At 75.9% G+C, this 25,168-nt stretch carries 24 protein-coding genes; 10 read left to right on the forward strand and 14 right to left on the reverse strand.

Annotation, left to right across the window (positions count from 1 at the left end; translation table 11 throughout):
• Nucleotides 1–36 precede the first annotated feature (36 nt).
• From IPO09_19830 to trmFO, 4 genes are all read right to left on the reverse strand, one after another.
• Nucleotides 37–429, reverse strand: coding sequence for a hypothetical protein (locus IPO09_19830; GenBank protein ID MBK9519530.1), 393 nt, complete (start codon nt 427–429; stop codon nt 37–39).
• Nucleotides 430–452: 23 nt separating this feature from the next.
• The gene (locus IPO09_19835) at nt 453–1,385 is read right to left on the reverse strand and encodes a tyrosine recombinase XerC (GenBank protein MBK9519531.1); all 933 of its coding nucleotides are present in this window, start codon (nt 1,383–1,385) and stop codon (nt 453–455) included.
• Nucleotides 1,386–1,471: 86 nt separating this feature from the next.
• Nucleotides 1,472–3,193: a hypothetical protein gene (locus IPO09_19840; protein MBK9519532.1), complete on the reverse strand. Its 1,722-nt coding sequence runs from the start codon at nt 3,191–3,193 to the stop codon at nt 1,472–1,474.
• A 26-nt stretch (nt 3,194–3,219) separates the two neighbouring features.
• Nucleotides 3,220–4,539: a methylenetetrahydrofolate--tRNA-(uracil(54)-C(5))-methyltransferase (FADH(2)-oxidizing) TrmFO gene (gene trmFO, locus IPO09_19845; GenBank protein ID MBK9519533.1), complete on the reverse strand. Its 1,320-nt coding sequence runs from the start codon at nt 4,537–4,539 to the stop codon at nt 3,220–3,222.
• 84 nt (nt 4,540–4,623) lie between these two features.
• On the opposite strand from trmFO, the gene IPO09_19850 reads away from it, so the two are divergent.
• Complete coding sequence (locus tag IPO09_19850; GenBank protein ID MBK9519534.1) at nt 4,624–4,983, forward strand: TraR/DksA C4-type zinc finger protein; 360 nt, start codon at nt 4,624–4,626, stop codon at nt 4,981–4,983.
• A gap of 85 nt (nt 4,984–5,068) precedes the next feature.
• On the opposite strand, the gene IPO09_19855 is transcribed toward IPO09_19850, so the two are convergent.
• From IPO09_19855 to dprA, 6 genes are read right to left on the reverse strand one after another with little or no spacing between them, the layout of a single operon-like run.
• Nucleotides 5,069–5,653, reverse strand: a complete 585-nt coding sequence (locus IPO09_19855) for a biopolymer transporter ExbD (GenBank protein ID MBK9519535.1) — start codon at nt 5,651–5,653, stop codon at nt 5,069–5,071.
• Between the two features lie 3 nt (nt 5,654–5,656).
• A complete protein-coding gene (locus tag IPO09_19860; GenBank protein MBK9519536.1) occupies nt 5,657–6,196 on the reverse strand; it encodes a biopolymer transporter ExbD in 540 nt (179 codons plus the stop codon).
• A gap of 33 nt (nt 6,197–6,229) precedes the next feature.
• Nucleotides 6,230–6,940, reverse strand: a complete 711-nt coding sequence (locus IPO09_19865; protein ID MBK9519537.1) for a MotA/TolQ/ExbB proton channel family protein — start codon at nt 6,938–6,940, stop codon at nt 6,230–6,232.
• Nucleotides 6,941–6,998: 58 nt separating this feature from the next.
• On the reverse strand, nt 6,999–7,514 hold the full coding sequence (locus IPO09_19870; GenBank protein MBK9519538.1) for a topoisomerase DNA-binding C4 zinc finger domain-containing protein: 516 nt from the start codon (nt 7,512–7,514) through the stop codon (nt 6,999–7,001).
• Nucleotides 7,406–9,448 (reverse strand): type I DNA topoisomerase, encoded by a 2,043-nt coding sequence (gene topA / locus IPO09_19875; GenBank protein ID MBK9519539.1) that lies wholly within the window; start codon nt 9,446–9,448, stop codon nt 7,406–7,408. Before topA ends, IPO09_19870 begins: the two co-directional genes overlap by 109 nt.
• Before the next feature lie 10 nt (nt 9,449–9,458).
• The gene (gene dprA, locus IPO09_19880; GenBank protein ID MBK9519540.1) at nt 9,459–10,382 is read right to left on the reverse strand and encodes a DNA-protecting protein DprA; all 924 of its coding nucleotides are present in this window, start codon (nt 10,380–10,382) and stop codon (nt 9,459–9,461) included.
• Between the two features lie 294 nt (nt 10,383–10,676).
• Between dprA and thiD the strand changes: the two genes are divergently transcribed.
• Nucleotides 10,677–11,471, forward strand: a complete 795-nt coding sequence (thiD, locus tag IPO09_19885; protein ID MBK9519541.1) for a bifunctional hydroxymethylpyrimidine kinase/phosphomethylpyrimidine kinase — start codon at nt 10,677–10,679, stop codon at nt 11,469–11,471.
• 46 nt (nt 11,472–11,517) lie between these two features.
• Here the strand turns inward: thiD and IPO09_19890 are convergent, their stop codons facing one another.
• The gene (locus tag IPO09_19890) at nt 11,518–11,922 is read right to left on the reverse strand and encodes a hemerythrin family protein (protein ID MBK9519542.1); all 405 of its coding nucleotides are present in this window, start codon (nt 11,920–11,922) and stop codon (nt 11,518–11,520) included.
• Nucleotides 11,923–12,055: 133 nt separating this feature from the next.
• Between IPO09_19890 and dauA the strand changes: the two genes are divergently transcribed.
• Entirely contained in the window at nt 12,056–13,828 is a 1,773-nt protein-coding gene (dauA, locus tag IPO09_19895) for a C4-dicarboxylic acid transporter DauA (protein MBK9519543.1), read from the forward strand.
• A 290-nt stretch (nt 13,829–14,118) separates the two neighbouring features.
• Here the strand turns inward: dauA and IPO09_19900 are convergent, their stop codons facing one another.
• A complete protein-coding gene (locus IPO09_19900; protein ID MBK9519544.1) occupies nt 14,119–14,751 on the reverse strand; it encodes a 1-acyl-sn-glycerol-3-phosphate acyltransferase in 633 nt (210 codons plus the stop codon).
• Between the two features lie 76 nt (nt 14,752–14,827).
• Nucleotides 14,828–17,005: a hypothetical protein gene (locus IPO09_19905; GenBank protein MBK9519545.1), complete on the reverse strand. Its 2,178-nt coding sequence runs from the start codon at nt 17,003–17,005 to the stop codon at nt 14,828–14,830.
• A gap of 254 nt (nt 17,006–17,259) precedes the next feature.
• Between IPO09_19905 and IPO09_19910 the strand changes: the two genes are divergently transcribed.
• The 6 genes from IPO09_19910 (at nt 17,260) to IPO09_19935 (ending at nt 23,341) form a co-directional block, all read left to right on the forward strand.
• Nucleotides 17,260–17,904: a cobalamin-dependent protein gene (locus IPO09_19910; GenBank protein ID MBK9519546.1), complete on the forward strand. Its 645-nt coding sequence runs from the start codon at nt 17,260–17,262 to the stop codon at nt 17,902–17,904.
• Nucleotides 17,901–18,956 carry a methylcobamide--CoM methyltransferase MtbA gene (locus tag IPO09_19915; protein MBK9519547.1) on the forward strand — a complete coding sequence of 352 codons (1,056 nt, stop codon included), beginning with the start codon at nt 17,901–17,903 and terminating at the stop codon, nt 18,954–18,956. The genes IPO09_19910 and IPO09_19915 overlap by 4 nt, the downstream gene beginning before the upstream one ends.
• Nucleotides 18,957–18,963: 7 nt before the next feature.
• On the forward strand, nt 18,964–19,521 hold the full coding sequence (locus IPO09_19920) for a DUF1638 domain-containing protein (protein ID MBK9519548.1): 558 nt from the start codon (nt 18,964–18,966) through the stop codon (nt 19,519–19,521).
• 102 nt (nt 19,522–19,623) lie between these two features.
• The gene (locus IPO09_19925; protein MBK9519549.1) at nt 19,624–20,517 is read left to right on the forward strand and encodes a hypothetical protein; all 894 of its coding nucleotides are present in this window, start codon (nt 19,624–19,626) and stop codon (nt 20,515–20,517) included.
• A gap of 127 nt (nt 20,518–20,644) precedes the next feature.
• The gene (locus IPO09_19930; protein MBK9519550.1) at nt 20,645–21,412 is read left to right on the forward strand and encodes an NYN domain-containing protein; all 768 of its coding nucleotides are present in this window, start codon (nt 20,645–20,647) and stop codon (nt 21,410–21,412) included.
• 138 nt (nt 21,413–21,550) lie between these two features.
• On the forward strand, nt 21,551–23,341 hold the full coding sequence (locus IPO09_19935; protein MBK9519551.1) for an AMP-binding protein: 1,791 nt from the start codon (nt 21,551–21,553) through the stop codon (nt 23,339–23,341).
• Here IPO09_19935 and IPO09_19940 read toward each other — a convergent pair.
• Nucleotides 23,302–23,955 (reverse strand): DTW domain-containing protein, encoded by a 654-nt coding sequence (locus tag IPO09_19940; GenBank protein MBK9519552.1) that lies wholly within the window; start codon nt 23,953–23,955, stop codon nt 23,302–23,304. The two genes, IPO09_19935 and IPO09_19940, sit on opposite strands and share 40 nt — an antisense overlap.
• Before the next feature lie 381 nt (nt 23,956–24,336).
• Between IPO09_19940 and IPO09_19945 the strand changes: the two genes are divergently transcribed.
• Nucleotides 24,337–25,110, forward strand: a complete 774-nt coding sequence (locus tag IPO09_19945; protein MBK9519553.1) for a DUF5020 family protein — start codon at nt 24,337–24,339, stop codon at nt 25,108–25,110.
• The last annotated feature ends 58 nt before the right edge of the window (nt 25,111–25,168 follow it).

The following is a 25,168-nucleotide window of genomic DNA, read 5'->3' on the forward strand; positions in this document are numbered from 1 at the left end:
GCGCGTTCAAGCAATCGGCGGCGGTGGCCCGGCGCCTCAGCCCGCGCGCCTCGCCCGGTACCCGAGCCGGAACAGCAGGAGCGCCAGGGCCGGGGAGGCGGCCGCCGCCAGGTACCAGAAGAGCTTGTCCCGCTTCACCCCGGCCAGGGTGGCGGCGCGCCGCTCCTCGAAGTAGGCGACCTGCTCCGCGGAGGCGGGCACGTACCGCCGCGACGCCAGGGCCTCCTCCAGCTGGGCCCGCTTCACGGTGACGACGTTCCCCTCCAGCGACATGACCGGGACGTCGTCGGCGGCGTAGCCGGCGTCCACCGGGGCCTGCGGATAGACCACGAAGAGCAGCACCACCGCCCAGAGCGTGGAGAGCAGCGTGGCCGAGAGGAAGAGCGCGTCGCCGGTGGAGAGCGGTGGCTGGCGCGGGCGGGCGGGCATGGCGGCGGGGCGGCGGCGGCCGCTCAGGCGCCCCGCTTGGCGCGCGGGTGGGCGTCGTCGTAGACGGCCGCCAGCCGCTTCCAGTCGAGGTGGGTGTAGCGCTGGGTGGTGGAGAGCGAGGCGTGGCCCAGCAGCTCCTGGATGCCGCGCAGGTCGGCGCCGTTGCCGAGCAGGTGGGTGGCGAAGCAGTGGCGCAGCATGTGCGGGTGGACCTGGCGCGGCAGGCCGGACTGGTCGACCCACTTGGTGAGGAGCCGCGCCACCGAGCGGCCGGTGAGCCGCCCGCCGCGGAAGTTGAGGAAGAGGGCGTGGCCGGCGCCGCCGAAGTCGGGGCCGGCCGCCAGGGCCGGCCTGGCCTCGTCGAGGTAGCGGGCGATGGCCTGGCAGGCGGTGCGCCCCACCGGCACGATCCGCTCCTTGCGCCGCTTGCCCAGCACCAGCACCTGGCCGGCGGCCAGGTCCACCCCGCCGACGTCCAGGCCGGTGAGCTCGGAGACGCGCAGGCCGCTGGCGTAGAGCAGCTCCAGGAAGGCCCGGTCGCGCAGGGCCAGCGGCGTGGCCAGGTGCGCGGTGGGGGTCTCGACCAGCGCCGCCACCTCCGCCTCGGGGAGCACCTCGGGCAGGCGCCTGGGCCGCTTGGGGCTGGCCACGCCGCGCGCCGGGTTGGCGTCGGCCAGCCCCTCGCGCACCAGGAACCGGTAGAGCGAGCGGATGGCCGAGAGCTTGCGCCCCAGGGAGACCGCGCCCGCGCCGCCGGCCTGCCGCGCCAGCCAGCCGCGCACCAGCAGCGGCGACGAGGGCACCAGCGGCTGCCCGGCCTCGGCCAGGTAGGCGGCGTACTGCGCGAGGTCGCCCAGGTAGGCCTTCAGGGTGTGCGGCGAGGCCCGCTTCTCGGTCCGCAGGAAGACCTCGAAGCGCTGCACCTCGGCTGGAAGGGTGGCGACGTCCACGGCCATCCCCGATCGGTAGCACCGCCGGAGGGCCGGGGCGAGTTCCGGGCGAGTCCCGCACGGACGCCGCGCGCCCAGGCCCGGGCAGGGCCTCAGGGCGCCGGCAGCGTCGCCACGTACACGCCGGCCCGCTTCGGCTCCACCACCGCGTAGGCCACCCGCCGCGAGTCGGGGCCGAGGAAGCGCACCGAGCCGGGCAAGGCGCCGCGGTCCACCGCCACCAGCTTCCCGCCCTGCCAGACCGCCACGTCGAGCGCCACCAGGTCGGGGCGCTGCCAGGTCACCAGCAGGCGCCCGGGGTCGTGCGGGTCGAACTCGAAGCTCTTCACGCCCTGGGCCAGCTCCTCGCCCCTGGCGTCGGGCGGCCCGCCGGTGGGCACCCGCTCCAGGTCGCAGGCCTCCGCCTGCCTGGTGCAGCGGGTCCGGTAGTAGAGCCAGCGGCCGTCGGGCGAGAAGGTGAAGCCGAAGACCCCGCGCGCCACCACCCTCCCCCGGACCCCGGTGGAGGCGGTCGGGGTCGCGGCGCCCCTCACTCCGGCCCTCTCCCCGGAGGGGAGAGGGAGAGTGGAACCCGGGGTCGGGGTCGCGGCGCCCCTCACCCCGGCCCTCTCCCCGGAGGGGAGAGGGAGAGCGGAACCCGGGGTCGGGGTCGGGGTCGCGGTCTCCACCAGCTCCAGGTCGACCGAGTAGCCCCGCTCGGTGGTGTGGCGCAGGAAGGCCAGGTGGGCGCCGTCCGCCGAGAGCTCGAAGTCGGTGACCCCGAAGCCGAAGGTGCGGCTGGGCAGGCCTGGTCCGCCGGTGCCGAGCACCCCGGAGCGGGTGCGCGGGTCGTACCGCTCCAGCCAGGCGAGCCGTGGCGCCGTGGCGGCCCACCGGTGCTCACCGACCTGGCGAGCCAGCGGCGGCGGGGCCCCACCCGCCGGCCCCACCACGTGCAGGTCCCCCTGCACCCCGGGCGCCGCCTCCGAGATCCAGGCCACCGCCGCGCCGTCGGCGGAGAACTCGAAGCCCCGGGCGCCGCGCGCCACCGGCGCCGCCCGGCCGCCGCGCCCGAGGTGCAGCAGCGCGCCCTCCGGCTCCACCGTGGTGAAGGCCCAGGCCCCGCCACGACCCAGCCCGAACTCGCGGGACCGCTCCGCCACCGGACGGGCCGCACCCAGATCCGGGCCGAGCGCCAGCAGGGCGCCGCCGGCCGAGGCCGGCCGGCGCGCCAGCACGGCCACCGCCCGCTCGCCCCACGGGGGCGGCGCGGCGTCGAAGGAGGCCACCCCGGCGCCGCCCGCCACCGGACGCGCCGCCCCGTCGCCGGCCACCACCACGAGCTGGCCCCCCGCCACCGCCAGCAGGACCCCGCCGGGCAGGAACCCGTGGAAGGTGGCGCCGGCCGCCACCTCGCGCGCCTGGCCGCCCTGCACCAGCGTCAGCGTGCCGGCGCCGGCCGCGTGATCGTAGAGGGCCAGGGCCGCCAGGGCGGAGCCCTCCGGGGCGAAGCCGAAGCCGTGCGGCAGCGAGGTCACGCCGCGCGCCACCACCGCCGCGGCGCCGCCCGCCGCGGGCGCCACCGAGAGGGTGCACACCCCGGTGCCGGGCGGGAGGAACGGCCCCCCGACCTCGACGCACCCGTCCAGCCAGGCCAGCCAGGCCCCGTCGGCCGAGCTGCGCAGCGCCTTCTTGAGCCCGGCCGCCACCTGCGTCACCTGCACGGCCTGGCCCGACGCGCCCTCCCGCCCGGCCGCCCCGGCGGAGCCAGCCGGGGTCGCGCCCGGCTCGCCGGCCCCGCGGGAGCAGGCCAGCAGCGCGGCGAGCAGCGCCACCGGCGCGGCGGCTGCGCCTCCCCGCCTCACTCGAGCCACCGCACGAGCTCCTGGCGCGCCCGCGTCTGGTGGGCCAGCTTGCGCCCCTCCTTGCCGCCGCGCACGCGCCCGGGCAGCGGCGGGAAGAGGGCGAAGATGACGTTGCTGGGCTGGTACTCGGCGCCCGGCGGGTGGGCCTCGCCGGTCAGGTGGCGGTGCAGCGCGCCCATGGCCGTGGCCGCCGGGGGCGGCCGGAAGGCCCGCCCGGCCAGCCGGTCGAGCACGGCGCGCGCCGCCAGGTGGCCGCAGGCGGCCGACTCCACGTACCCCTCCACGCCGGTGATCTGCCCGGCCAGGAAGAGGTGCGGCGCGGCCCGCATCGACAGGTCCGGCGCCAGCACCCGCGGCGCCTCCACGAAGGTGTTGCGGTGGACCTGCCCCATGCGCACGAACTCGGCGTCCTTCAGGCCGGGCACCAGCTCCCGGAAGATGCGGCGCTGCTCCGGCCAGGTGAGCCGCGTCTGGAAGCCCACCAGGTTCCAGGCGGTGCCGGCCTGGTCCTCGCGGCGCAGCTGCACCACCGCGTGCGGCCTGAGGCCGGTGCGCGGGTCCTCCAGCCCCACCGGCTTCATGGGGCCGTGCGACAGCACCTCCAGCCCCCGCTCGGCCATCACCTCGATGGGCAGGCAGCCCTCGAAGTAGCGGGGCTGCTCGAAGTCGTGCGCCGCCACCTTCTCGCCGGCCAGCAGCGCCGCCACGAAGGCCCGGTACTGGGGCTCGTCGAAGGGCAGGTTGAGGTAGTCGGGCCCCGACCCCTTGTCGTAGCGGGAGCGGGCGTAGGCCACGGTGCGGTCGATCGACTCGTCGGCCACGATGGGCGCGATGGCGTCGTAGAAGGCCAGCCTGCCCCCGGCCAGCGCCGAGAGCTCGGCGGCCAGCGCGTCGGCGGTGAGCGGGCCGGTGCACAGCAGCGCCGGTCCGGGCCCGGCCGGCAGCGCCGTCACCTCCTCGTGGCGAAGCCGCACCAGCGGGTGCGCCGCCAGCCGCTCGGTCACCAGCCGGCTGAACCGCTCGCGGTCCACCGCCAGCGCGTCGCCGGCCGGCACCCGGGTGGCGTCGGCCGACTCCAGCACCAGGCTGCCGAGCCGGCGCAGCTCCTCGTGCAGCAGCCCCACCGCGTTGAGCGGGTTGTCGGAGCGGAGCGAGTTGGAGCAGACCAGCTCGCAGAGGCCGTCGAGCACGTGCGCCGGCGACCGGCGCGCCGGCTTCATCTCGAAGAGGTCCACCGCCACGCCGGCCCGCGCCAGCCGCCAGGCCGCCTCGCTGCCGGCCAGCCCGCCACCCACGATGGTCACCCGCTGCGTCATCACGCCTCGCACCCGCAAGAGCCCCGGCCGGGGCTCACCCTGGATCGGCCCGGGGTATAGGCTCTGGATCGAAAGGAGCGCAACGTGACCCCACTCAAGCTGTCCGAGGCGAAGGACGAGCTCCTCAGGCGACGCCGCGCCATCGCGCTGGCCACCCGCCACGCCGGGGCCGTGCACGACGCCCTCCGCGACGCGGAGCGCGGCCACGAGCTGGAGGAGGAGGCCCAGGCCGAGCAGGGGCTCCTCGACCTGGAGCTGCTGGGCGAGGCCGAGCGGCTGGAGGTCCGGCGCATCGACGCGGCCCTGGAGCGGCTGGACCAGGGCGGCTACGGCACCTGCGCCACCTGCGGCGCGGCCATCGAGCCCCGCCGGCTGGAGGCGCTGCCCTGGGCGCTGCGCTGCACCGGCTGCGAGGAGGTCCGCGAGGCGGTGGCGCGCCACTGACGGGCCCTCGGCGCGACGACGCCGGCCGTCCCGAGGGGGCGGCCGGCGCGGGCGCTGCGGCGGGTGGCGCCCGGGCGCGGGCGGCTCACTCGTTCTTCATCACCATGAACTTGTACTCGCCCAGCTCGGCCTGGCCGGCCGTGTAGAGCACCTCCATCAGCGTCCGGTAGGTGATCTTCTTGTCGGCCACCACGTTGATGCGGCCCGAGAACGGCGCGTTCTTGTTGTACTGGGCGATGTACTTCTGCTTGTCGACCTCCTTCTTGAGCGCGTCGTAGATGGGGCCGACGTAGAAGGCCTCGGCCTTCTGCCCGTCCTTGTAGCGGGGCGGGATGACGCCCCCCGCCAGCGGCAGCACCGCCCGGTCGTTCACCGCCAGCTCGCTCATGGACACCGTGACGGTGATGTTCTCCTGGGGCTGGAGCTGGGTGCTGGAGGCCGGGATGGTCAGGTCGGCGCTCATGTTCACGTTGAGCGTGGAGGCCTGGTAGGACTTGAGCAGGAAGACCAGGAGGATCGTCATCATGTCCATCATGGCGACGATGTTGAGCTCCTTGATCTCCCCGGCCCGCTCCCGCACCTTGCGGCGGGCGCGCCGGTCCTTGCGGGTCTGGCGTTCCCGCTCGAGCTCGATGGCGGTCGGCGCGGCCGGGCGCGGTTCAGTGGCCATGGCTCACCCGATCACCGAGAGCGAGACGTCGAAGAAGAGCGCCTTGCGCTCGGCGGTGCCGTCGGGGTTCTTCACCAGCAGCTCGCGGCAGGCGTCCATGGTCTGGATGAGGGTGTCGTAGACGACCTCGCCGTCGGCGCTGAGGATGATCTGGGTCTCGCTGGGGAACTTCTCCTTGATGCCGGCCAGCTGCTGCGACAGGGCCGCGTAGTCGTAGCGGCCGTCGCCCTTGAGCGGCACGGTGGGCGGGCGGGTCAGGTCGGAGGCGTTGGCGTCCGAGCCCAGCACCCCGCCGGCCCCGGCGATGTAGAAGCCCTGCTTGCCGATGGCCACCGTGAGCAGCAGCTTCGGGCCGGCCTCGGCCGCGGCCGCCGCGGCCCCGCCCTCCCCGCCGATCTTGGGCGCCGAGACGTTGAGGACGCCGAGCGTGATGAGCCCGGTCATGCTGAGGAGCATGAACATCACCAGGTTCACCACCACGTCGAGGTACGGGACGATGTTGAGCTCGCCCGTCTCCTCCTCTTCGCGGATGCGCCGCCGCATCAGGCCCGTCCTTGCATGTGGCTGGGACCGGGGCTAGGCGCCGGCCGACTCGAGCGGGTTGGTCTCGCCCGCGCCGCGCCGGCTCAGCAGGTTCTCGAGGCGGAGGGCGTTGAACTCCACCTCCTCGATCATGGCCTTGGCCTTCGAGCTCAGCAGCAGGTGGGCCACGATGCAGACCACGGCGATGGTGAGGCCGAAGGCGGTGTTGTTCATGGCCTCCGAGATGCCCTTGGAGAGCATGATCTGCTTCATCTCGGGGCTGGCCGCGCCCAGCGACTTGAAGGTGCCGATGAGGCCGGTGATGGTGCCGATGAGGCCCACCAGGGTGGCCACGTTGGCCAGCGACCAGAGCGGGGCGATGCGCTTGCCGACCAGCGGCGTCACCTCCAGCACGGCCTCCTCCAGCGCCCGGGCCACCTCCTGCTCCCCGCGGTTGGCGCGGGTCAAGCCGGCGCGGACCACGCGGGAGAGGGCGGCGTTGGGAGCGGCGCCGCACAGCTTGACGGCGCGGTCGACGTTGCCGGAGAGCACCAGCTTCTGGACCTGCTCCATGAAGGGTCCCGCGTTCAGGTTGAGCTTGAAGGCCAGCACGACCACCCGCTCCACGATGATGGCGATCGCCACGGCGCTGGTCACCACGTTCACGAACATGAACGGGCCGCCCTCCTTGAAGAACTCGGCCAGGGTCTGGATCATCGTTGCCTCTCGACGGGGCTGAAGGCGGGTGGGGAAGGCGCGCACCATGTACGGCCTTGTTAGCGAATAGACAGGCGAATTTCCTATCAGCAGCCCGCCGAGGGTGTCAAGCGGACGGATCCCTTCCCGCCGTGCCGCCGACCACGGCGCGCCGGTACCCACAGTTCTTGTCGGGGCACGCCAGCGCGGGTCCCAGGCGCCGCGAGACCACCTCCACCAGCCACGTCCCGCCGCAGTCCGGGCAGGGCGCCCCGACCGGCCGGTCCCACGACACGAAGTCGCAGCCCGGCCAGGTGGAGCAGCCGAAGAAGGTCTTGCCGCGCTGGGAGCGGCGCTCGACCACCTCTCCGCCGCATGCCCGCGGGCAAGACACCCCGGTGGACGGCGCCCGCGCCCCGTCGCAGGCCGGCCGCCTGGTGCAGGCCAGGAAGACCCCGAAGCGGCCGCGCCGGGCCGCCATGGCCGCCCCGCACTTCGGGCAGGGCTCGGCCGCGGCCTCGACGGCCTGGTGGGTCACCACCTCGATGGCGCCGTCGACGCGCCGGATGTCTCGGGTGCGCCGGCAGCCCGGGTAGCCGCTGCAGGCCAGGAACTCCCCCCGTCGGCCCCACCGGACCGCCATGGGCTTGCCGCAGTCCGGACAGTAGAAGGCGCTGGTCGAACCACCCACCGCAGAGAGCCCGACCCCGACCCCGAGCCCGACCCCGACCCCGAGCCCGAGCCCGAGCCCGAGCCCGACCCCGACCCCGAACCCGAACCCGACCCGGCCCCTCCGCCCGCCCGCGCCAGCGCCGCCTGGAACGGCCCGTAGAACTCCGCCAGCACCTGCCGCCAGTCGGCCCGACCGGCCTCCACCTCGTCGAGCCGCGCCTCGAGCCGCGCCGTGAAGGCCACCCCGAGCTCCTGCGGGAAGCAGGCCAGCAGGGCGTCGGTGACCCGCTCGCCCAGCGGCGTGGGGAAGAGCTCCCTCCCCGAGCGCTCCACGTAGCCGCGCGCCTGCACGGTGTCGACGATGGCCGCGAAGGTGGAGGGACGCCCCAGCCCTCCCCCCTCCAGCGCCTGCACCAGGGTGGCCTCGGTGAAGCGCGCCGGGGGCGCCGTGGCGTGGCGCGCCACGTCGAGCCCCACCAGCACCAGCGGCTGGCCGGCCGAGAGCGCCGGGAGCGGCGTCGGCGAGACCGGCGCCTGCGTGGACGGCGTCGGGCCGGCCCCGGCGCCCTCCGGCGGCTCCACCACGGCCTGCAAGCCTCCCTCGTGGACCGCCAGCCAGCCCGGCGCGCCGAGCGCCAGGCCGCGCGCCTCGAGCCGGGCGGTGACCAGGCCCGGCCCCTCGGCCAGCACCATCACCTGGGTCTCCTCCAGCCTGGCTGGGCTCAGCTGGCAGGCCAGGAACCGCTCCCACACCAGCCGGTAGAGCCGGCCCAGGTCGCGCTCCCGGAGCGCCCGGAAGCGGGGCGCCAGACGAGCCGGGGTGCGGGCCACGTCGGTGGGCCGGATGGCCTCGTGCGCCGCCTGGGCGACCGCCCGGCCCGGGAAGACGTTGGGCGCCGGAGGCAGCGCAGCTGGCCCGAAGGTCGCCTCGGCGTGGCGCCGGGCGGCCTCCACCGCGGCCGGCCCGAGGTGGGTGGAGTCGGTGCGCACGTAGCTGACCAGCCCCACCACCCCCTCCTCGCCGAGGTCCACGCCCTCGTAGAGCCGCTGCGCCAGCGCCATGGTCCGGCGCGGCGACAGGCCGAGCCGCGCCGAGGCCTCCTGCTGGAGCGTGGCGGTGGTGAAGGGCGGGGGGGCCGGCAGCGCCCGGGGCGTGGCGCGCACCTCGGCCACCGTGAAGCGGGCGCCGCGCAGGGCAGCGAGCTGCGCCTCGGCCGCCGCCTCGTCGGCCGCCGGGACCTCCTCCCCCGGGAGCGCGGCCAGGCGGGCGCGGAAGGCCGGGGCGCCCGGCGCCTCCACCACCACCTCCACCGGCCAGCGCACCTCGGGCCGGAAGGCCCGCCGCGCCCGCTCCCGCTCCACCACCAGCCGCACCGCCACCGACTGCACCCGGCCCGCCGAGAGGCCGCGCCGCACCCGGGTCCAGAGCACCGGGCTGGCCTGGAAGCCGACCAGCCGGTCGAGGATGCGGCGCGCCTGCTGCGCCTCGAAGCGGGACCGGTCCAGCGGGAGCGGCGCGGCCACCGCGGCGCGGATGGCGTCGGGCGTGAGCTCGCGCAGCAGCACCCGGCGCACCGAGGGCCCGCCGCCGGGCGCGCCCAGGGCCTCGGCCAGCAGCCAGGCGATGGCCTCGCCCTCGCGGTCGGGGTCGGTGGCCAGCAGCACCTGCGAGGCCTCGCGGGCCGCCCGCTTCAGGTCGGAGAGGAGCCGGTTCTTGCCCTTCAGCACGTCGTAGCGCGGCTCGAAGCCGCGCTCCACGTCCACGCCGAGGGTGGCCTCGGGCAGGTCCACCAGGTGGCCGAGGGTGGCCATCACCGAGACCTCCGGCCCCAGCGCCGCCTGCAGGGTCTTCCCCTTGGCGGGCGACTCCACCACCAGCAGCGTGCGGCCGGCCGCGCGGCTCACGGGCGGCGCCTCACCCGTCCCCGCGCCGGAAGCGGAGGCCGGGGCGCTGCTCGGCCAGGCCGGCCAGCTCCAGCGAGAGGAGCGCGGCCAGCGCCGCCCCGGGCGCCAGGCCGGCCGCGCGGGCCAGCTGGTCGGCGTGGGCTGGCGTGGCGCCGAGCGCGCCCAGCAGGGCCCGCTCCGGCGGCGGCAGGCCGGCCAGCGGCAGCTCGGCCTGCGCGCCCGGCGAAAGCCCCAGGAAGGCCAGCACGTCCTCCGCTCCGGTGACGGCGCCGGCGCCCTCCCGCAGCAGCCGGTTGGGCCCGGCCGCCAGCGGGTTGTCCACGTCGCCCGGCACGGCCAGGAGCGGCACGCCCTGGGCGCGGGCCAGGGCCGCCGTGATGAGCGCGCCGCTGCGCGCCCCGGCCCGCACCACCACCACCGCGTCGGCCAGGGCCGACACCAGCCGGTTGCGCCGCGGGAAGGTCCAGGGGGCGGCCGCGGCGCCATCGGCCAGCTCGGAGAGGAGCGCGCCGCCGCCCTCCAGGATGCGGGCGAAGAGGTCGCGGTGGCTGGGCGGGTAGCTCACGTCCACCCCGCAGCCCAGCACCGCCACGGTGTGGCCACCCACCTCCAGCGCCCCCTCGTGGGCGGCCGCGTCCACCCCCAGGGCGCCCCCGGAGACCACCGACACGCCACCGCGGGCCAGGCCGCGCCCCAGCCGGCGGGCCGTGTCGCGGCCGGTGGCGTCGGTGGCGCGCGCCCCCACCACGGCGACCCGCCGGCGCGGCGCGCCGAGCGACCCGCGCAGCCGCAGCTCGGCAGGCGGCGGCGCGGCGCGCGCCAGCGAGGCCGGGTAGCGCCCGTCGCCGGGCCGGAGCGTGAGCGGGGCGTCCACGGCTGGGGTTCTACCTCCCGGGTCCGACGGGCAGGCGTCCATGCCGGCACACCGATGCATCGGGCATGCGCGCGCGACCTCCGGGGGCCCCCTCACCCCGGCCCTCTCCCCCACGGTGTGGGGGAGAGGGAGAGCAGATCCCCGTGAACGCGACCCCTACCGCTACCCCTACCGCTACCCCTACCCCTACCCTGACCCTGACCCTGACCCTGACCCTGACCCTGACCCCGACCCCGACCCTGACCCTGACCCTGACCCTGACCCCGACCCCGACCCCGACCCCGACCCTGACCCCGACCCTGACCCCGACCCCTCCCCTTGCACCCCGCCCGTCCCCGGCCTACTCACAGCCTCATGCTGGTCGCACTCACCATCGCGGGCTCCGATTCGGGCGGCGGCGCCGGGATCCAGGCCGACCTCCGCACCTTCGCCGCCCACCGGCTGCACGGCACCAGCGCCATCACCGCCGTGACCGCGCAGAACTCGGTGGCGGTGACCGCCTGGGTGGCGCTCGAGCCCGCCATGGTGGTGGCGCAGCTGGAGGCCGTGGCCACCGACATGGCGGTGGCCGCGACCAAGACCGGCATGCTGGCCACCGAGCCCATCATCCGGGCGGTGGCCGAGGCGGCCGGCCGCCTGCGGCTCGGGCCGCTGGTGGTGGACCCGGTCATGGTGGCCAAGAGCGGCGACCGGCTCCTCGACGCCGGGGCGCAGCGCGCCTACGTGGAGGCGCTCTTCCCGCGGGCCACGCTCATCACGCCCAACCTCTTCGAGGCCGAGGCGCTGCTCGGGCGCCCCGTGCCCGACGCGGCGGCCATGCGGGGGGCGGCCCGCGACCTGGTCGCCCTGGGCGCCCAGGCCGTGCTCCTCAAGGGCGGCCGGCTGGCCGGCCCTGCCCTGGACGTCTTCTGCGACGGCCAGCGGGTGGTGGAGCTGCCGGGCGAGCGCGTCGACACCCGCCACACCCAGGGCACCGGCTGCACCCTCTCGGCCGCCATCGCCGCGCGGCTGGCCCTGGGCGAGCCGCTGCTCGACGCCGTGGCCGGCGCCAAGGCCTGGCTCACCGAGGCCCTGCGGGGCGCCTACACCGTGGGTCACGGACGCGGCCCGGTGGACCACCTGGGCACGCCGGTGCGCCGCCCGGCCTGAGCGGCCGAGCAGGGCTCCCCTCCCGTCGCCGGATCGGCCGCCCCCCTCAACAGGCCCGGGGCCGCCGCAGGAAGCGGGCCATCTCCCCGTCCACCTTGCGGACGTGGTCGCGCAGCCACTCGCCCAGCCAGGTGGACAGCGCCAGCACCGCCGAGCCGGTGATCCGGCCCGACAGCCCGGCCCGCTGGCGCCCCAGGTCCTCCACGAACCTGGCGTGGTGCCGCGCGTGCGCCTCCAGCCCCGGGTAGCCGGCCGCGGCCATCTGGCGCTCCTCCTCGGCGAAGTGCTCCAGGGTGTAGCGCGCCAGGTAGTCCAGCACCTCGGGCAGCCTGGCCAGGTCGGCCTGGCGCATCATCCCGTGCAGCGCCGCCACCCGGCGGTAGAGCTCCTGGTGCTGCGCGTCGATGGTGGCGATGCCGGTCGCCAGGTCGTCGGTCCACTCGATGGGCACGTCGCCCCCCCTGGCCGTCCCATACCGCAGGTGAGGGCGTGGACGCGACGGGCCGTGCGTGGGGGTCCGGGCGGCGTGGCGGGCCAGCCGCCTGTTGCACCGGGACCGGGTCCAGTGGAGTATCACCCCGCCCATGGCGCTCACCCGGTACCTGGCCTCCCAGGGCGAGATCCCGCTCCGCAAGCTGCCGGCGGCCGCCCTGCGCGCCGCCTGGCGGGAGGGCTACGGCTGGCCCGACCTGCGCGCCGACCTGCTGGCCGGCCTGGTGGTGGGGGTGGTGGCGCTGCCGCTCGCCATGGCGCTGGCCATCGCGGTGGGCGTGGCGCCGCAGTACGGCCTCTACACCTCCATCGTCACCGGGGCCGTCATCGCGGTGCTGGGCGGCTCGCGGATGCAGGTGTCCGGCCCCACCGCCGCCTTCATCGTCATCCTGGCCCCCATCTACACCCGCTTCGGCATGGGCGGCCTGCTCCTCTCCGGCTTCCTGGCCGGCCTCATGCTGGTGGCCATGGCCCTGCTGCGGGCCGGCAAGCTCATCGAGTTCATCCCCAACCCGGTCACCACCGGCTTCACCGCCGGCATCGCGGTGGTCATCGCCACCCTGCAGGTGAAGGACCTGCTGGGCCTCCGGCTGGCCTCCGCGCCGGAGCACTACGTGGAGCGGCTGCTGGCCATGTGGGACGCCCGCGGCACCTTCTCGCCGTGGGAGCTGGTGGTGGGCGCCTCCACCTTCGCCGTGCTGCGCCTCTGGCCCCGCTTCGACCGGCGCATCCCGGCCCCCATCGTGGCGCTGCCGGCGGCGGCCCTGCTGGTGCTGGCGCTGGGCGCCCTGGTCCCCGGCCTCGAGCTCGCCACCATCGCCACCCGCTTCCAGACCGCGGTGGGCGGGGTGGTGGTGGCCGGCATCCCCCAGCTGCCGCCGCTGCCGCTCCTGCCCTGGCTGCAGCCCGGCCCGGACGGCGTCCCGCTGGAGCTCTCCTTCGCCACCCTGCGGGCCATCCTGCCCGGCGCCTTCGCGGTGGCCATGCTGGGTGCCATCGAGTCCCTGCTCTCGGCGGTGGTGGCCGACGGCATGGCCCGCACCCGCCACGACCCCGACGCCGAGCTGCTGGCCCAGGGGGTGGGCAACATGGTGGGGCCGTTCTTCGGCGGCATCCCGGCCACCGGCGCCATCGCCCGCACCGCCACCAACGTCCGCTCCGGCGCGCGCTCCCCGCTGGCGTCGGTGTTCCACGCCGCCACCGTCCTGCTGGCGGTGCTGGCGCTGGCGCCGGCCCTCGGCTTCCTGCCCATGGCGGCGCTGGCGGCGCTGCTGGTGCAGGTGGCCTGGAACATGTCGGAGGCGCGCCACTTCGGCCACATCGTCAAGGTGGCGCCCAAGAGCGACGTGGCCACCCTGCTGGCCTGCTTCACGCTCACCGTGCTCTTCGACATGGTCATCGGGGTCTCGGTGGGCATGGTGCTGGCCGCGCTGCTCTTCATGCGCCGCATGGCCGACGTGACCCAGTCGCGCCTGATGGAGCCCGCCACCCCGGGCCAGGTGAGCCACGTGCCGGCCGGCGTGCTGGTCTACGACATCTCGGGGGCGCTCTTCTTCGGCGCCGCCCAGAAGGCCATGAGCGTGGTGGGGCAGGTGGCCGAGCGGCCCACCCACGCGGTGGTGCTGCGCATGGACGAGGTCCACGCCATGGACGTCACCGGCCTGGTGGCGCTGGAGAGCGCGGTGTCCACGCTGGCGGAGCGGCGCTGCCTGGCCATCCTGTCCGGCCTGCGCATCCAGCCGCGCACCCTGCTGGCGCGGGCCGGCTTCGAGAAGCGCACCGACGTGCGCCTGTGCGACGACCTCGGCGAGGCGCTGGAGCTGGCGGCGGCGGCCGCACCGGGCGCCGCGCCGGCCCGGGCCTGACGGCGCTCCGGGCCAGGCCCGGGCTGCGCTCGGGGTGGGCGGCACCCTGAGGGGGCGGACCCGGTTTCCGGTGACCGCTCCGGCCGCCCCCGGGAGTCAGGCCAGCAGGAGCAGCCGCAGCGTCCCCCCCGCGCGGCGGCGAGACGACCCCCTCTCGTCCCGCCCGCTCCACCTGATGGCCCTGCTGGCGCGTCCCGCAGCGGGCAGGCCGGCCGGGCGTGGCCCCCCCACGCCCGGCCGGCGCTCTCCCCCCGGCGCCGGAGCCGGGGTCGCGCCACCCCAGCCGCCGCTCAGCCGCCGCGCCGCGCCCGCATCGCCCCGTCGAGCAGCGCCTGGGTGGCCAGGCGCACCGCCTCGGCGAAGGCCACCACCGCCGCCTCGTCGTCCGGCGGGGGCGGCGAGAGCGGCGCGCCGAACCAGACGTCCAGCCTGACCGGCAGCGGCAGCGGCGGCAGCCAGAGGGTGTGCTTCCGCCCCAGCCTCAGCCTCCACGGGTGCTGCTGGTCGGCGCCCGCGATGGCGAACGGCACCACCGGCGCGCCGGCCCGGGCCGCCATGCGGGCGTAGCCGCGCCGCCCCTCCCAGCGCAGGCGGTCGGGCTCGCCGTGCAGCTCGCGCGCCCCGCCCGGGAACACCAGCAACGACTCGCCGCCGCGCAGCGCCGCCACCCCGGCCTCCTCGCTGGCCGGGATGGCGTTGAAGTTGCGCCGCAGCCAGCCGAGCACCGGCGCCCGGTGGAGGGAGGTGTCCTGCTTCTCCAGCACCTTGAAGGCCGGCCGCTGCAGCCGGGCGAAGTAGGCCAGCATCCCGAAGGCGATGACCTCGGTGTAGAGGAAGCCCTGGGGGTGCTTGCCCACGTAGACCACCGGCCGGTCGGTGGGCACCTGCTCGACCCCGTGGCCCCGCGGCCGGTGCCAGGCCATGACGGCCTTGAACAGCGGCAGCAGCACCGCGCGCTGGCGCGGGCTGGGGAAGGCCCCGGCGGTCACGCCGCCGCCGCTACCACGGCCAGGGCCCGAAGGGCCACTGCCCGTGGTGACGGGTCCAGGCCAGCGCCGCCGCCACCACCACCGCCACCAGCCAGAGGAGCCGACGGCGCTCCTTGGCCACCACGTCCTCGAAGGGGTCCTCCAGCGAGCGGCTGGAGCCCGCCGGCAGCGCGGCCCGGGCGGTCAGCGCGGTGCCCAGCGGGAGGTTGATGGCCACCCGGCCGTTGATGGCCCAGCCGTTGGCGTCGAGCACCGGCCCCAGGGTGCGCTGGCGGAGCTTGAGCCAGGCGATGAGCATGGACGGTCCGGAGATGGCCATCACCATGCCGGCCAGGCCGGCCACCTTGGCCCACCAGGGCTCGAGCGACATGAAGCCGGCCACGAAGCCCCCGAAGAGGGTGCCGAGGGCCCCCACGCCGACGCCGAGGGCGGCGATGATGCCGACCATCTTGCCGACGTCCACCGCCGGGGCCGCCGGGAGCGGCGCCGCGCCGCCCAGGGTGGCCGCGCCCGCGGTGGCGCTGGCGGCGGCCGCCACCTTGGCGTCGGACTCCTTCTCCTTCTCGGCAGCGAAGCGGGCCACCTGCGCCTCCACGAAGCGCAGGAACTTCTTGTACGGCGAGAAGAAGGCCTGCCGGATGGAGATGGGGTTCTCCACGATCTTGACGATGGTGGCGTCCCAGTCCTGGCCCTTGCGGTCGTAGAAGAGCCCGTTGCGCCCCACCGTCAGGAAGTCGGCGTCACCCTGGGTGAAGCAGGCGGCGATCTTCATCTTCTCGCCGCTGGGCCGCCGGCACTCGCAGTAGGCGATGTACATGCGCGACATGCCGGCCAGCCCGGCGTGGGCCCCCGGGTCGTCCACCCTGACGCACAGCTCGCAGCTGCGGGCGTCGAGGTAGAGCGTGCCGGCCTGGAAGATGGCCGGCACCCCGGCGTCGTAGAAGTCGGCGAAGGAGACGAAGTTCTTGAGCAGCACGAAGAGGTCGCGGTGGTAGTGGACCAGCCGCGCCACGTCGGCCACCGCGTTGGACTCGTCGGCCACCGCCTCGTCCTGGGCCAGCAGCGCCTCCACCGCCGCCCGCCCGGAGCCGGCCAGCAGGGCCGCGGCCCGCGCCGGGCCGAGCGGCTCCACCTTCCCGCCCTTCCTGGTGGCCAGCCAGGCCTCGTAGGGCGCCAGGGTGGCCTGCAGCGCCGCCCATTCGCCGGCCTCCAGGGTCGCCCTGCCAGGGCCCCAGGCGGCCGCCACCGCGGTCTGCTGCAGCGCCGCCAGCGCGCTGGCCCAGGCCGGGTTGACCCCCGCCTCCAGCGGCAGCGCCCGCCCCGGCTCGATCCGGGCGATGGGGAAGGCGCCCACCTCGGCGCTGGCCGCCGAGAGCTGGCCGGCCGCCAGCGCGGTGACCTCGGCGTCGGCCCGGTTGAGGAGCGCCGCGCCGCGCGGGTCCATGGCCGCCAGGCGGCAGCGGGTGAAGAAGTCCTCCACCTTGGCGCGCACCGCCCGCACCGCCTCGAAGGCCGCCGGGGTGGCGGGCCCGAAGGCCATCACGCCGGGGGCCTCGCCGGCCCGGCGCCACTCGGCGAAGGCGGCCAGCTCGGCGAAGAAGGCCTCCAGGTGCTTCCGGTCAAGCCCCGGCTGGCCGCTCCGATCCTGCACGCCGCCCACGCAGGCCAGCGCGTCCAGCAGCACCTGGCGCGTGGCCGGGTCCTCGGCCGACTCCGGCGGCACCACGCCGTCGCCGTTGAAGCGCGTGGCGGCGAAGACGTTGCTGAGGTCCTTCACGTCCTCGGCGGTCACCTCGGCGGCGGCGGGCTTGCCCCGGCTGGCCAGGATGCGCCGGACGGCGCCCAGGAGCGCCTTGCCCTCCCTGGTCTCCGGATGGATGGCGGCCAGCGGCAGCGCCGCCTTGCCCGGGATGATGGCGCCCAGGTCACGCAGGCGCACCCGGCACCACTCGAGCGCCGCCAGGAGCTCGGGCGAGCGCACCCGGCCGTCGTGGTCGAGGTCCAGCAGGTCCAGCGTCTTCTCGTCGAGCTCCAGCCCGTGGACCGGGCAGGAGAGCGCCACCCAGAGCTTCTGGTCGAGGTGGCGCAGGTTGGCCAGGTCGTCGCTGGTCTCCAGCGCCACCTGGTCGAGCCCGCCGACCCGGTAGAACTTCCAGCGGTGGCGCGCGGCGGTGTCGGACGACGTCATGGTGGGGCCCTCGGCAGGTGTGGAGGGGCGACGCTCCGTCTGCCCCAGGCGTTTGCTGGCGATACGTCTAGTGAAGATCGGCGGGTCAGTAAAGCCCCGTCGCGCCGGACCCGGCCCGGGCACGGCCCCCGGCCGCGCCCGCGGGCGCGTGGCGGCGCACCTCGCGGCGCCCCGTGTCGCATTGCGCCCACCGCCGCGGGGAGCGACTATGGCCGCAGCCGGCGCGCCGCGGACGGCTGCCATCAGGGGAGCCCATGACCTCCACCGCCCCGCTCCTGGCGCTCGAAGCGCTCGAGCGCGCCTTCATCGCCGTCGATCGGGCCCGGGTGACCAGCCTGGTCCGCGACGCCCTCGACGCCGCCACCCCCGAGCAGGTCATCGACCAGCTGCTGGTGCCTGCGCTCGACCGGGTGGGGAGCGCCTGGGAGGAGGGCAGCGTCTCGCTCTCCCAGGTCTACATGGCCGGGCGGCTGGCGGAGGACCTGGTGACGCGGCTCCTGCCGCGACCGGCCAGGCCGGCCGGCGCCCCGCGGGTGGCCCTGGCGGTGCTGGAGGACCAGCACGTGCTCGGCAAGCGGCTGGTGCTGGCCTACCTGCACACCGCCGGCCTGCCGGTGCTCGACCTGGGCGCCGGGCTGTCGGCCCGCGACCTGGCGGAGCGGGCGGCCGGCGAGGGGGCCACGGTGGTGATGATCTCCACCCTCATGCTGCGGGCGGCGCTGCGGGTGCAGGACGTGGTGGATGGGCTGCGGACCCGCGGCTGCCGGGCCCCGGTGGTGGTGGGCGGCGCCCCCTTCCGGCTCGACCCCGGGCTCTGGCAGCGGGTGGGCGCCGACGCCTGGGGACCCTCGGCCTCCGACGCCCCGCGGCTGGCCCTGGCGCTGGGGGTGCGCCCGTGACCGCGCTCACCTCCTCGCGGCGGATCGGCGAGATGCTGGCGGGCCGCGATCCGGACCGGGTGCCGTTCTTCCTGCCGGTCACCATGCACGGGGCCCGGGCCGTGGGCGTGCCGCTGCGCGACTACTTCACCCGGCCCGAGAACGTGGCGGAGGGGCAGGTGCGCCTGCGCGCCCGCCTGGGCCACGACGTGGTGACCGCCTTCCACTACGCCAGCCTGGAGGTGGAGGCCTTCGGGGGCGAGAGCCAGCTGTACGACGACGGCCCGGCCAACGCCGGCGCGCCGCCCCTCGACGACACGGCCGGGATCCTGCGGCTCCAGCCGCCCCGGTTCGAGGAGGTGCCGGGCCTGGTCCGCACCCTGCAGGCCACCCGGCTGCTGGCCGCGCGGGTCGCCGGCGACTGCCCGGTGCTGGGCGCGGTGGTCTCGCCCTTCTCCCTGCCCGCCATGCAGCTCGGCCTGCCGCGCTGGTTCGAGCTGCTGCACGAGGAGCCGGCGGTGGCCGAGCGGCTCATCGCCGTCAACGAGGCCTTCACCACCGCCTGGGGCAACGCCCAGCTGGCGGCCGGCGCCGACCTGCTGGTGTTCTTCGACCCGGTGGCCTCGCCGGACCTGGTGCCGGACTCCATCTACCTCGGCCTGGCCAGGCCCTCGGTCAACCGGTGCCTCAAGGCGCTGAAGGGGCCGGTGGTCCTGAGCTCCGCCTCGGCGCGCGGGCTCCGGCGGGTGCCGGACGCCATCGACGCCGGGGCGCTGGGCGTGGGCGGCTCGCCCTTCGAGGCGCTGGGCGCGCTCAAGGCGGCCTGCCGCGGGCAGCTGGCGCTGCTGGGCGGGCTCGACTCCCTGTCCCTGGCTGCCGCCACGCCGGACCAGGCGGCCGCCACGGCCCGCGCCGCCATCGCCGAGGCCGGCCCCGGCAGCCGCTTCCTGCTCACCGAGCACCACGGCGAGATCCCCTGGCAGGTCTCCGAGCTGGTGCTCGACGCGGTGTCCGAGGCGGTCCACCGCCACGGGCGCTACCCCATCGCCCCCGCGCCGCCCCATGCCGCCTGAGGTGCTGGTGCTCACCTGCCCCCTCCTGCAGGAGGAGGTGGAAGCGGTGGGTCGCGCGCTCGGCCTGCGGGTCCGCCTGGGCGGCCTCACCTGCGCCTGCCTGCCGCCGGGCCCGCGGCCCACACCGGCCCCGACGCCGGCCCCCGCCGCGCTGGCGGAGGCCGGGACGCCGCGCCGTCCCCTGGTGGTGCTGGCCTCGCTCTGCGCAGGGCTGGCACGCGGCGGGCCGCCCACCTGCTTCCACCTGCTCGCCAGCGCCCCGCTGGTGGACGACCTGCTCTCGGGCGGGTCACACCTGGTCACGCCCGGCTGGCTGCGCCACTGGCGGCGCCACCTGGCCGACATGGGGCTCGACCAGGAGACCGCCCGGGCCCTCTACGGCGAGGCCTCCCACGAGGTGGTGCTGCTCGACACCGGCGTGGCGGCGGACGGCGCCGCCGAGCTCGGCGCCTTCGCGGCGCACGTCGGGCTGCCGCACCGGACCCTGCCGGTGGGGCTCGACGAGCTGCGGCTGCGGCTCGAGGCGCAGGTGGACGAGGCGCGGCGCGATCCCGGCGTGGCCTGACGGGCCTGGCAGCACTCCCCTCCCGTCGCCGGCGCGCACCGCCAGGCCGGGCGGCCCCCTTTTCGCTACCCGTCGGCCCCCGGACAGGGGATGGTGCCTGCCGTGAGCCCCCCTCCCAGCGCCGCCGCCCAGGCCATGGCAGCGAGCCCCGCCGCGGACCGCACCTCGGGCCAGGGTCCCGCGCCAGGGGCGGAGCCGGCCCGGGACGACGAGGCCGCGGTCGCCGAGGCCAGGCTGGCGCTCAACCTGCGGCGGGTGCAGCCCACCGCGGCCATCATGCTGCCGGTGGTCGCCGCCATCTACGTCGCCTTCCCCGCCGGCGGCGAGGGGCTCTCGCCGGACCGGGCGCTGTGGCGCCAGGTGCTGCACCTGAGCCACGCGGGGCTCCTGCTCTCGCTCCTGCCGCTCGCCCTCGGCGCCTGGCTGGTGGCGCGGACGCCCGTGACGCGGCGCCCCTGGCACACCGCGCTGCCGGTGGTCATGTCGCTCTACGGCGTGCTGGCGGGCGCCTGGTTCGCCGGGGTGGACCAGCTCGTCACCTCCGCCATCACCCCCTACCTGGCCTGCGCCTTCGGCATGGCCACGCTGTTCCGGCTGACGGTGGGGCAGGCCGCGCTGGTGCAGGGCGCCGGGCTCGCCGCGGTGGTGGCCACGGTGGCCGCCTACCAGCCGCAGGCCGACGCCCGGGCCTCGGCGCAGGTCAACGCCCTCACCGTGGCCGGCCTGGGGTTCGCCCTCTCGGTGGTGCTGGCCCGCGCCCACGACCGCGCCGAGCGGGCCCGCCTGGTCATCGCCCGGCAGGGCGCCGAGCTGGCCCAGCTGCGGGGGCTGCTGCGCGTCTGCGCCTACTGCAAGAAGATCAAGGACGAGCAGCGCGGCTGGGAGCCGCTCGAGGCCTACGTGGCGCGCCACAGCGAGGCGCGCTTCTCGCACGGCATGTGCGAGGCCTGCTACACCGAGCTCATCGACGAGCCGCCGCCCGGCGGGCAGGCCTGAGCGGCCGGAGAGGAGTCCCCTCACGGCCTCCGAGCCGGCCGATTGCTTGCGCCGTTTCGCCTCCCCTGTCACGGTGCGCCGCAGAACGGCCACCTGCGGCCCTTCGAACCCCTGCTCCGGAGGCGCCGTGAAGCGCGACCAGAACGACCAGCGCATCGCCCTCTTCATCGACTTCGAGAACCTGGTGACCCGCACCGGGCACTCGGCCGACACCTTCGACCTGCAGCCGGCGCTGGACACGTTGCTGGAGAAGGGCAAGGTGGTCTTCCGCCGCGCCTACGCCGACTGGACCCGCTTCGCCGCGGCCACCCAGCGGCTGCACGACAAGGGCGTCGAGCTGATCGACGTGCCGCCCTCCACCCGGGCCGGCAAGAACGGCGCCGACGTCCGCCTGGTCATCGACGCGCTGGAGCTCTGCTACCTGCGCGAGCACATCGACACCTTCGTGCTGGCCTCGGGCGACTCCGACTTCTGCCCGCTGGCCTACAAGCTGCGCGAGAACGACCGCACCGTCATCGGCATGGCCGTCAAGGAGGCCACCAGCCCCCTCTTCGTGAAGGCCTGCGACGAGTTCATCTACCTGCGGGCCCCCGGCCAGAAGCGGCGCGACGCCGCCCCGGCCGCCAAGGACAAGCACGAGCCGGTGAAGGCCAAGGTCATCCCGGAGATCGCCCGCGAGTCGGCCGCCGCCATCCTCGGCAAGGCCGCCGGGCCGGTGAACCCCTCGGCCATCAAGGCCGCCATCGTGCGGCGCGAGCCGGACTTCGACGAGCGCGACCACGGCTTCTCCTCCTTCTCCCGGCTGCTCGAGGCCATGGAGACCGAGGGGCTCCTGCGGCGCGAGCAGGGCGCCAAGGGGCAGTGGTACGTGCTGCCCCCCGCCGAGCAGGCCTGAGGGTCCCCGGGTCGCGGATGGGTGGCGCGCCGCGCACCCACGCCGTCGGGGACCGACACCACTGGTGAAGGCGGCCGCCCGCCGTGACACGCCGGTGACGGGCGGGGCCGACACTCGGACGCGGAGCGCACCCCCGACATGATCCCTCGTCTCCCCGTCTTCCGGTTCCCGGACCGCACCCTCCCCGCCCAGCTCTGCCGCACCGCCGCGCGGGTGCCAGAGCGCCGCTTCCTGGCGTTCTTCGACCCCGCCGCGCCGGCCGACGCGCCCCCGCGCGAGGTGAGCTACGGCGCCTTCCTCACCCTGGTGCGCCGCGCCGCCGCCTTCCTGCGCGCCGCCGAGGTGGGCCCGGGCGACCGGGTGCTGCTGCTGGCCGAGAACTCGCCGGAGTGGCCGGCCTTCGCCCTGGCGGCCATGGCGCTGCGCGCCGAGCCGGCCGCCCTCTTCTCCAGCCTGGCGGCCGGTCCCGCCGAGGAGATCGCCCGGCGGGTGCGCCCCAAGGCCATCTTCGTCTCCGGCCTGGCGCAGTGGCGCAAGCTGGCGCCGGCCACCGCCGAGCTCACCGAGGCCGGCCTGCGCGCCGTGCTCTCGCTGGAGCCGCTGGCCCCGGACGAGGTGCCGCCCGGCCTGCTGCTGGCCTTCGGCGATCGCGCCCTCGGCGCGGCGGCCGAGGCGCTGCCGGTCGAGGAGCTGACGCGCCTGGCCGCCGCGGTGGGCCAGGAGGACCCCTTCCTGCTGCTCTTCACCAGCGGCACCACCGGGCGCCAGAAGGGGGTGCGGCTCTGCCAGCGCTCCATCGTGCACGCGGTGGACTGCGGCGCCGCCGGGGTGAAGACCACCGAGAACGACCTCGGCCTGGCGCTGCTCCCCTTCGGCCACGTGGCCGGCCACGACCAGTTCTTCCTGGCCATGGCCCAGGGCCACGGGCTGGCCGCGATCGCCCGCAAGGAGGACGTGCCGCGGGCCCTGGCGCTGGGCTGCACCTACGTCTTCTCGGTGCCCCTGGTCTACGAGCGGATGCGCGCCCAGGCCCTGGCCAAGGTGGCGGCGCTGCCCGGCCCGGTGCGCTCGCTGGTGGAGGCCTCGCTGCGGGCGGCGGCGCGGGTGCGGGTGGACGGCGGGGGCGGCGCCCTCGATCGGCTGCTGACCGGGGTGGCCGACGCCACCGTGGGCAAGAAGCTGCGCGCCGCCCTGGGCGGCCGGGTGCGCGGGGTCTTCTCCGGCGGCGCCCCCGCCTCCGGCGCGCTCTTCCGCTTCTTCGAGGGGCTGGGGCTGCCCTTCGTGGAGCTGTACGGCATGACCGAGACGGCCGGGCTGGTCTCCATGAACCCGTTCGACGGCCCGCGCCGCGCCGGATCGGTGGGGCTGACCACCCCGGACCACGAGGTGCGGGTCTCCGACGAGGGCGAGCTGCAGGTGCGCGGCCCGCTGCTCCTGACCGGCTACCTCGAGCCGTCCGACGGCGAGGGCGCCTTCACCCCCGACGGCTACTACCGGACCGGCGACCTGGCCCGCCTCGACCCGGACGGCGCGCTCTGGATCACCGGCCGCAAGAAGAACCTGATGGTGCTCTCCACCGGCAAGAAGATCGCGCCGGAGCCCATCGAGACGGCGGTGGCGTCGACCGCGCCCTTCGAGGGGGCGGTGCTGCTCGGCGAGGGGCGCCCCTTCGTGGCGCTGGCGGTCTTCGTGGCCCAGCCCGAGCTCGACCGCCTGGCCGCCGCCGGCCTGGAGCCGGCCGAGGCGCTGCTGCCGCAGGCCCGCGCCGCCCTGGGCGCCTTCTCCGACCACGAGCTGCCCAAGAAGTTGCTGGTCATCCCGGGCACGCCGCAGGACCACCCCACCCTCATCACCCCCACGCTGAAGCTGAAGCGCGACGCGGTGGCGGCCTACCTGGGCGCGCGGGTGGCGGCGCTCTTCACCCGCTGAGCGCGCGGGGTGCCGGGGCGGTGGCGCGGGGTGCGCCGCTGGTCCTGCGAGCAGGCGATCTGCCGCTCCACCGCCAGCCGGAAGGCGGCGCGCATGGGGGCGAAGCGGGCCGGGTCCGACTCCAGCGCCCCCAGCGCCTCGGCCACCGCGTCGATGGTGGCCAGATGCCCCTCGGCCGGCTCCTCGCGCAGCCCCTGGTAGCCGCTGGGCGCCACCGTGCCCGGCGCCAGCGCCAGCCTCGGCAGCGCCGCCACCCGCGGGTTCTTCCGCAGGAGCTTGACCGCCTGCGGCCAGGTGGCGTCGATGACGATCAGCGCGGCCGGCGGCGCACCAGCCAGCGAGGCCGCCGGCACCGCGCCCTCCCCCGGGAAGAGGAGCCAGGTGCCGGGCGCCTGGCAGAGCGCCCGCACCCGGGGGTGCTCGTCGAGCTTGACCGTGGCGTACAGCTCCGAGCCGGCCAGGGCGGCGTGGCAGAGCCAGGCCGAGCAGATGGCCAGGCGGGCCTCCCGCGGGTGCTGCAGGATGACCACCTGGGTGCGCGCCTCGAGGAGGGGCAGGTGCTCGCAGACGCAGAACGCGGTGGGGCGCAGGCAGCGCCGGCAGGTCTCCCTCACCGGCTCACCCTCGCCCGGCCGGGGCAGACCCAACAGGGTACACGGTCGGCTGGTCCGCCCTCCGCGCCGCCGCCCCGCTGCGTGGGGCGCGGGCAGCGCCGAGCCCGCGGCGCGGTCAGCGGACCCACGGGCGACCCCCTCCTGAGCCCAGAGTCGCAGGCGCGAGGCGGGGATGACGCAGGCCGGCGAGCACGCGGGGCGCCCGACCGAAGCTGCCCGCTGCGCGTGCACGAGGACTCACGCCGCGAGGTTTACCCCACATCGCCCCACCTGCCCATCCGGCGCCTGTGCCGAGGTCATGGCGGGGCCGCGAAAGTCCCGTGACAGCGTCGGACCCGTTGGGTAGGTTGCGCCGCCGCTCCACACCAACCGAGGGGTTCCATGACCAAGCGTCTCGCTCATCTCTTCGCCGCCCTGTCGCTCGCCGCCCTGCTCGCGCCCGCCGCCGCCCAGGCCGAGTTCGGCACCACGAACTTCCAGCTCCTCCAGGGCTACGGCTTCACGTCCGACTCCAACGACCCGAACGCCACCTCGGACGACAAGCTGACGGTGGTCACGGTCAACCACTACAGCACCTTCGCCTACGGCGATAACTTCCTGTTCGTCGACTTCGGGCGCGGCAAGTACGGCGGCGCCACCGAGGTCGAGTCGAACGCCTACGGCGAGTGGCACCCCCGCCTGTTCCTGAACAAGGTGCTCGGCATGGAGTCCGGCGGCTTCATCAAGAACTGGGGCCTGGCCGGCGAGATCAACCAGGGCGGCGGGTTCTACGCCTACCTGGCCGGCGGCACCGTGGACATGGCCATCCCGGGCTTCCAGGTGGCCGGCCTGTCGGTCTTCTACCGCTACGACCAGTTCGCCGAGGCCACCTACCAGATCTCCCCCTGGTGGAACGTGCCGTTCTCCCTCGGGCCGACCAAGTGGGTCTTCACCGGCTTCCTCGACCTGACCACCAACAAGGACGGGGACATGGACCTGATGACGCAGCCCGAGCTGCTGCTCGACGTCGGCGCCTTCGCCGGCAACCCGGGCAAGTTCCACGTGGGCTGCGAGTGGTACCTGCACTCCTTCACGGACTTCACGGGCAAGAGCCAGACCGTCTCCGCCCCGCAGATCATGGTCCAGTGGACGCCGTTCACGCAGTTCGTGCCGTAGGGCCGACCTGCTGAGCGACCTCGGGCGGCCATCGGTGAGAACCGGTGGCCGCCTTCTC

Source organism: Anaeromyxobacter sp. (assembly GCA_016718565.1).
GTDB lineage: Bacteria > Myxococcota > Myxococcia > Myxococcales > Anaeromyxobacteraceae > JADKCZ01.